The sequence below is a fragment of the Enterococcus sp. 3H8_DIV0648 genome, assembly GCF_002140655.1.
Classification (GTDB): domain Bacteria; phylum Bacillota; class Bacilli; order Lactobacillales; family Enterococcaceae; genus Enterococcus_A; species Enterococcus_A hulanensis.
Genome location: NZ_NGLG01000002.1, coordinates 136,129 through 143,981, shown reverse-complemented (window position 1 = coordinate 143,981; position 7,853 = coordinate 136,129). Strand labels below are relative to the sequence as shown.

The 7,853-nt window shown below is 41.0% G+C and carries 8 protein-coding genes; all 8 read right to left on the bottom strand.

What is annotated here, in order from left to right:
* Positions 1-951, bottom strand: a 951-nt coding sequence (locus A5875_RS23800) for a KxYKxGKxW signal peptide domain-containing protein (protein WP_369596961.1), incomplete at its 3' end; no start/stop codon positions are given.
* Positions 952-1,014: 63 nt separating this feature from the next.
* Positions 1,015-2,661: a hypothetical protein gene (locus A5875_RS17175; protein WP_254911904.1), complete on the bottom strand. Its 1,647-nt coding sequence runs from the start codon at positions 2,659-2,661 to the stop codon at positions 1,015-1,017.
* Between the two features lie 65 nt (positions 2,662-2,726).
* On the bottom strand, positions 2,727-3,017 hold the full coding sequence (locus A5875_RS17170) for a hypothetical protein (RefSeq protein WP_088934827.1): 291 nt from the start codon (positions 3,015-3,017) through the stop codon (positions 2,727-2,729).
* A gap of 14 nt (positions 3,018-3,031) precedes the next feature.
* Positions 3,032-3,730: a DivIVA domain-containing protein gene (locus A5875_RS17165; RefSeq protein WP_088934826.1), complete on the bottom strand. Its 699-nt coding sequence runs from the start codon at positions 3,728-3,730 to the stop codon at positions 3,032-3,034.
* A gap of 13 nt (positions 3,731-3,743) precedes the next feature.
* Positions 3,744-4,358, bottom strand: a complete 615-nt coding sequence (locus A5875_RS17160) for a DivIVA domain-containing protein (RefSeq protein ID WP_088934825.1) — start codon at positions 4,356-4,358, stop codon at positions 3,744-3,746.
* Positions 4,359-4,367: 9 nt separating this feature from the next.
* Positions 4,368-5,879 carry a glucosaminidase domain-containing protein gene (locus A5875_RS17155; protein ID WP_088935829.1) on the bottom strand — a complete coding sequence of 504 codons (1,512 nt, stop codon included), beginning with the start codon at positions 5,877-5,879 and terminating at the stop codon, positions 4,368-4,370.
* Positions 5,880-5,892: 13 nt separating this feature from the next.
* Entirely contained in the window at positions 5,893-6,309 is a 417-nt protein-coding gene (locus A5875_RS17150; RefSeq protein WP_088934824.1) for a DUF1149 family protein, read from the bottom strand.
* Between the two features lie 373 nt (positions 6,310-6,682).
* Positions 6,683-7,789, bottom strand: coding sequence for a tyrosine-type recombinase/integrase (locus A5875_RS17145; protein ID WP_088934823.1), 1,107 nt, complete (start codon positions 7,787-7,789; stop codon positions 6,683-6,685).
* Positions 7,790-7,853 lie beyond the last annotated feature (64 nt).

Below are 7,853 nucleotides of genomic sequence, written 5' to 3'. Positions count from 1 at the left end.
ATCCGCTCTAGCACTTGCATTATGAGTTAGACTTCTATTAATCGCTGATATGGCAGATTTTACAAAGGTTGTTGTTAGTGTTTCTATTTTTTCTCCAGACAAGAATATATCTATAGGTAGACACTCTAATTGTTTGGATTCTGAACTATAGTATTTAGGGAAATTCCAAGATTGCCCTGGCATTACAACTTGTGCTCTTTCTCTACCATCAATCTCTTTTGCAACTAATAATTCGAATCCAACATCATCTGAGATATACTTGACAGTTCCTATTCCGGGTATATCTCCTGCCAGCTGATTGAATGTAGCTAACCCGTTATTACTTTGACTATTACCATAAATAGGAATAATAATTTTATCTCCAACATTAATACTTTCTTTGCTATTATCAACTTCAAATGTAAATGACAAGCCTGCATCATATTTTTCGATTGTATATTCAGGTTTTGCTACTGATCCATCTGATTTTAATCGTTTAACATTAGAAACTTTAACTTCCGAATCTTCATTAGCTACCCAAGTCTTCGTTCCATCTTCATTTTCGGTAGCTCGAGTTTGTTTTTCACTGGACTCTGAAGTTCTAGCTGTTTTACTTTTCGTTTCTTTTTCAGTAGTTTCTTCCGTTTTTCCCTCTGGTTCTTCGGTAGACGTTGTTTCTTCAGTTTGTTCTTCTTCGGATTCTTCTTCCTCAGAAGTTGTAACTGGTGTCTCCCCCATCTCAGGGATTGATGAATCTACTGTTCGTTCCAGATCCTGTGTCTGGAAGGCTTCTCCGTCTTCCATCACATCAGCTTCAGCCGCTTGAGCGATAAACGAACTGGCTGGTGCAGCGACGGTGCCCACGATCATTGCGCCAGCGACTCCGCTTTTAACGACCCAATGCTTCTTCACCTTGTGCATCCTGTATTTTTTTATCGGCTCTCGACGATAAACCAATTTCCTTTTACTCATTCGTAATAACTCCTTTATTAGAATTTTTTATTACTATTAAAGAATGTTGCTTCTCATTTCCGACTATTTATAAAAATAGACAAAAAAATTAATCAAGCCGCTCAAAAAATGTTCTTGATCATCGATCCGCATCCGGAATTTGTCATGTCTCGTATAGAACCCATGAACGATCCTGTCTGGATACTTCATAAACATGGCCATCTCAGGAAACATCACACCCTTTTCTATTTCTATCTCTGCACGTTTGATCGCCACCTGACGCAAACGCCAGAAATCTATTTTGGAAACAAATTGAGTAAACTCGCCTTGTTTAAAATAGCTGGTCTCCTTCACCTTATCCGTCATCTTGATCGCCGCCATTAACAGCTCCAGCATGGTCGGATAGGCAGTATCACGAAATTCGATGAAATCCAAGTTCTCAAAGGCATTTCTCAAGCCGAACTCGTAATACTTCTTATCATCCAAATACAAGAGAATCTCATTCGTAGCGTAGCTCAGCCAATGATCATGATACCGTTCGTACTTTTTCTCCACGAAACGATCAAACAGCTTCTTGGCTAACTGTAAATGCCGTTCATTTTTAGTGATGGCATAGCCGCGTAGAATACTAAAGACGGCCTCGCCATCGTAATAAATGATATTGAACTTCTTCTTCGTCTCTAGCTGATCGTTTAAGATATGCGTCGTTTCACCCTCTTCATTGACGAAGCGATCATCGATTCCTTGGATCAATTGATTGATAATCGTTTCATACTTCGTATCACCAGTGATCGTTTGGAACTTCGCCATCGCAAGGATCGCTAAAGCTTGCGCACCTAGCTTGATGGAGATCCCAGAGCGCATTTGCTCCTGAACGTACTGCGCGCCATCTTTTTCCATCAGGAGATTTTTCACGCCCCAATCAAGGGCTTGCTCTGAGCGCTTTAATTCTTCCTTTTTGTCTAAGTATTCCTGCGCCTCTAATAAGGCATAGACACTGGAGAAGTGTCGGACAGAGTTATAGCCGGTGAGCTCATAGTTATAGGTCGGATAATAGCCGTAGATAAATTGACCAGAATCCTTGATTTGCCGATACAGAAACTCTTCACCATTTTCAATGGCCTGATCGATCTGCTTAGGCAAGATACCTGTATTGCTCTCGCGAATCCCCTCCTGTTCTTCCTTTGTCGATAGCTTGAGCCAGCTGCCGTTTTCGTAGTAAAAGCCCTGTGTTCTAAATAAGTAGAAGGTCTTTTGCTTCAGCTTGTCTCTTAATGGTGAATGGTATTTCTTTTGGACATAGCGTTCTAAGTTCGGCATATTGAAGGATAATTCTGGGTTATTAAAGCCGACCCGATGATTCTGCGATGGGCGGATCAGGGCGCTTCCCATGATCTCTTCACCGAGGAAAGCTGTACGGAATTTCCGATCAAAGGCGATCCCTGTACGGAAAAAATTGTTTCGCTTCACCAAGAGCAGACGCCGCATTAATTCCGCATAGTTATATTCTTCAATATGTGTTACCGCATCGACACGAATGTAGGGTGATTCAGCTTTGGTTAATTCCTGCTGTAACCAATCTAGGCAGTCGTTCAATGTTTCGCCGCGAACGTTTTTGACCTTGGCACGTTCTTTTCTATTTGAGATAGATAGAAATAGATGTTTTTGTTTTGTATTGATTGGCACTTGCTTCAATCGTGTGATTATTTGCTTGATACTGACTTCTTTCACATAGACTCCCCTTTTATTGACACTTATTATTTGCTCCTAGCTATATAGAAGAAAAGATGATCTCGTCACCATTTCCCTCGTTGAGGACCCCAATCTCTCTTAAGGGGCTGACTGTTTTTCTTCACACGGCTAGGATGATCATTCGTATCTGCTTCCCATGGATACAGACCGTTTTCGTCCTTCTGATAGGTGGCTTCGATCGCTGCATCCTCTTCTTCTTGAGTGATTTTCTTCCGGTCGTGACGAACCTTCAGATAGCTGACGGTCATCATGACTACCATGAGAACAAAAACATATTTACGAATTTGGACTTTTTCTAAAAGATCAAAGATCCAAATCAAGTGATCAAAGTTCATGAGCGCTCCACCTCCTAGCCGATCCGCTTAGCTTTTAAACCAAGTCTCTTCCCCGCTTGATCTTCCGCTGCTGCTTGATTTCCTTCATTAAAAGATTCGCCATGATTGGAGATACCTTCTTGCATAGATAAGAAGTTTTCCCTTAACAGATGTGTCTTTTCAACGAGGTCTTGTTTTTGCGCCATCATTTCTTCGCATTGTATTTCCAGGTCTAATAGCTCTGTCTTCTTATCAGCTACTTGAACAGCTAGGCTTCGTTGTTCCTTGATCAGCCCTTCTACTTCGATCTGGATATTCATCAGCTGGTTCATCTTCTGTGCTTCAGCTTGTTTAAGCGAGCGTTCATTTTCTTGTTTTGCTCTGGCTAACAGCTTGTCCGCTTCTTCTTGGACAGTATTTACAGTCCTTTGAGCCATCAGCTGCATTTTTTCAATATCCTGATAGTCATTCTCCAGTTCTCTCAGACTGGTATTCTCACTGCTTAGCTGTCCAATGCGCAGTGTCAGCTGAGCGATCTTCTCGTTTAAATCTGTAATCGTCTGCTGCTTATCGGCGAGCTCTTGCTGAATCTCGGTGATTTGCTTATCCTTTTCAATGAACTGATCGTAATCCTCTTGCACATGACGCAAGAAATCTTTGACATCTGCTTTTCGAAAACCGAAAAGGCCTCTTCTAAATGTCATTCTCCGTATATCAACGGGTTTAAAGTACATAGGCTTCCCCTCCTTACTGAACCTTTTGTTCTTTTTTCTGCTCTTCGCCAAGAGTATCGAAATTACTGCGCAGGTAGTTGACTAGCTGCAGATATTCCTGTTTTAGCTGTTCTACAGAGGAGAAGACCATTCGTTCATTCTTCACTAGCTCTGTTAAGCTTGTCTGCACCTTCCAATCCAAGTACTGACGTTCTTGCTGAAGCTGATTCATTTGCTCTTTATAGTAAGCATCTGCTTCTTCTCGGATTTTTTTCGCCTCATCCTGCGCTTGACTTTCAAGTTTTAAGGCTACCTTTTGCGAAAGTGATAGCTCTACCGTCTCTTTTGGCTTCGCTGAACGGTTTCTGATCTGCGCTGCGGTCAGCTGTTTTTTCAATATTCTATTTTCATTTAGCAGCTCCTCCAGCTTTTCTTGATCGAAACGTCGTTGATGCTGAGAGGTATTCATAACGATCTCCTTTTCGGCTATCGCTTCTTCGAGATCGGCTTTGAGATTTTTTATTTGCTGCTGATAGGAGTGATAATCCTTAGCGACATAGCCAAGGAAATCATCGACATCCTTTTTCTTATATCCCATTGCACCATTTGGGAATGTCAGATTTTTAATATCTTGGATACTGAATTTCATACTCGACTCCTAAAATAGGACCGAGGCCGGATCGATCAGCTGAGCTTGACTCAATGAGCTGTCTTTGCATACTTCAAAGTGCAAATGACTGCCTGTACTATTACCGGTACTACCTACGTAGCCGATAATCTGCCCTTGCTCGACTTGATCTCCTGCCTTCACGACATATTGTGACTGGTGCGCGTACAATGTTGTCGTGCCGCCTTCGTGCTCTACTACTACATAATTGCCCCAAGAATAATGAAACTCAGCTACTTTGACCGTTCCTGCTTTACTTGCGTAAATTGGTTCACCTTGTCCGGCTGCCATATCTAAGCCGCGGTGGAATTCCGCACCTCTGACGCCAAACGGACTAGAGATTGTATAATTCTCTACTGGAACGACGAAGCCCTGAGCACTGGCTTCCGCCTCTGCTTTTTCCTTATCGTATTCGGTTAACTGGTAGGTTTCGATCAGCCCATTCAGCTTTTGGTTGTAAGAGGTATCTGTCGCATAACGACCGGTTAAGAATTTGGTTGCGTCCTCATACGTTTCTGTATTTTCCTTCCAAGTTCCGCTGTAGTAATCACTGCTGCCGGATAGACCTTCCTTCATCAACTTGGCATAGTCTTCAAAGCTTTCTTCATAATTCTCATACGCTCTGAACGCTGCCTGAATCGTGACCATGTTGCCTCCGCCAGTGTCCTCTTGCGTATTGAAGGTAGCGCTCTTGCCGTTGTAGCTCCCTTTAATTCCAAACAAGTTATAGTTTGGCGCTTGGGCTAATTGGCTCGTACCGCTGGCGGACTCGAGAATTGCTTGAGCAATCATCACTGACGCATACAGATCTTCTTTTTGACCGATCTTACGTGCCGGCTCACCGATCTTCTTGATGAAGCTTTCTACTGATTCATCCTTTTCAAAATGAATCGCTCCGTCACTCGCCACTGTTGTCGAAGGTACTAAGTTCGTAACGGGCTGTGTTTCTACTTGGCTCACGATAGGCTGTTCCACTGACACAGTTACCACAGGAGCCGCTTCCTCAACCTGTTGTGTGTTTGTCTCTTCGACTGGTTTAGTCGGCTCTGCTGGTTGTGTTGGTTGATTCGGCTCAGTCGGTTTCACTGGCTGCGTTGGCTGAGCTGGTTTTTCCGGCTCAGTTGGTTTGACTGGCTGTGTTGGTTTTGGTTTTGTTGGCTTGACTGGATCAGTGGGCTCAGTCGGTTTTGTCGGGTCCGTCGGTTCCTCTGGCTCTTCCGGTTCTTCCGGTTCAGTTGGTTCCTCTGGGTCCGTTGGTTCAACAGGTGTACTTGAATCTATTGTTCCTGAGTCCGTTGTTTCTGTTTTATTCGCTTCGTCTGCTGCCAACTCCACGTTATCTTTTGCTGAAGCTTCTTCTGCTGCAAAAGTAATCGGAGCACCACTTAACAGGATCGAAGCTGAACCGATTAATGTGGTCGCTCCTTTTACCCCGCTCTTAATAAGTAGAGAGTGCTCCTTTTTTGATCGATAGATTGTTTTCGAACTTTTCTGATAATACATTTTCTTAGCCAATTCACATTTCCCCTTCTTCTTCATTTACCATCGCTTTTTGATTCAGTTGATCAAATTGAACGGTCACCCCAGGTTCGTCTAAGGCAATCTCACTCACTTCATAGGTCAACCGTTTCACTAAAAGAAAGAGCGGCATTAATAATTCATCCAGCTCTTCCTTGGTTAGATCATCTTGTGATTCAATTCGTCGGTCTTTGAATAGATTGACTTGCCCCAAACTGCCTGAGATCACAAACTCATCAAAAATCATATTGAAATCTAAGCGAATTCCAAGAGTACTAGAATTGTCTTGCTCCGCTGGGTACGATATTCTTAAAGGGGTGATGTGAATTTTGAAGGAATTTTCATATTCTTCATACTCTTCTTTCGCATCATAGTGAAAGGAATTTACTTTGGGTTTATAACGTTCAATATTCATATGGTCCTCCGTTGGTTTTATTGTTTTTAATCTGAAAAACTCAAAAAAATGGGCTATTTTATAATTTTTTTGTTTATGTATTGTTTTTAAAATACACACGGTATTTTATTACGAAAATGGTTATAAAGTTCTTGGTCTTGCGAAAACCAACAAAAAGCCTGAAATCATTGTGGTATCAACGTTTTTAAGGGAGGGTTGACGGGAAGTGACGGTGAATAAGAGATTGTGAATTTTTTTATTACCCAAATTTTTTTGAAAACACCAAGAAAATGGGTTTTCAACTTTCATATTTTTGCAGTAAGCGCTTACTTCAATAAAGCAAAAGGGATTACCCCATTTTTTTAATGACTTTTTTTGAAAACGATTTATTTAGTTAACTAGCTGCTTTTTCCATCTGATAGATGATTTCTATCCGTTGTTCGATCATAGAATCGGCATACGTATCTAAAGTTAATTGCGTAGATGTATGACCTAACATCGCACTGATGGATTGAACATCTCCCTGTACTTCTAAACAGCGAGTAGCAAATGTATGACGAAGCTGATGAAAATGAATGTCTTCCAATCCACATTTTTTACGTAATTTATGGAAATGATAGGTCAATAACCTTGGTTCCATGGGTCTATTTTTATATGAAAAGACAAACTGACTTGTAGCGTTTTTCTCCATCTGAAGTAATATTCGCTTTAGATTTTTACTTAGTGGAACTACTCGTGTAGATGCCTCAGTCTTAGCAGAAGCAAAGACAAGTTGTGTTTTCCTTTGTCCTTTTGTTAATAGAATACGTTGATAGGTGTGGTTTACATGTAATAGATTGCGATCAAAATCAATATCTGACCAGCAAAGTGCAGCAATTTCACCGATACGCAGTCCAGTATAAAGCGCTAAGTAAGTCGGGATACCTCGATTATTTTTTTCATGAAGCGCTCTTTTCTCTAATTCTCGTCGTTCATTTTTTGTAAGTGAACGGATTTTTTTCTTTTTCTCTCTCGGAAGTTTAATTGATCGAAAAGGATTATCATTTAAATGCTGCTCCTCTACTGCTTGTTTTAAGCATTGACAGATAATTCTTAGAATAGCTTGTTTCGTAGATCTTTTTAGTCCTTCTCGAGACCATTGGAATACTAGCTTTTCGCCTATCTCGGGGGTTAATTCGTTTAGCAGGACTTCTCCAATATAAGGAAAAACATATCTTGCTAATTTATATTGATAATTGGAATAAGTTGCAGGCTTAATTCTTACTTGTAGTTCTCGCAACCATAGCTGTCCCCATTCTTCAAATGGAATACAAGAACTGCCTTGAATTTCTTGGATTGTTTGATACTGAACTTTTAATGGATAAAGCTTCATACGAACTTCATTTAATGTTTTTCCGTAAACATATCCATACTTAGCTCTTCCATCAGAGTTTCTTCCTTTCTTATATCGACCTTCCCAGCGACCATCTTTTCTATGATAAATATTTTCTCCTCTACGCATAATACTCTCCTTCTTTTGACGGCAAAATTGACGCTCTATAATAAGATATTTCACCGTTTAGTTC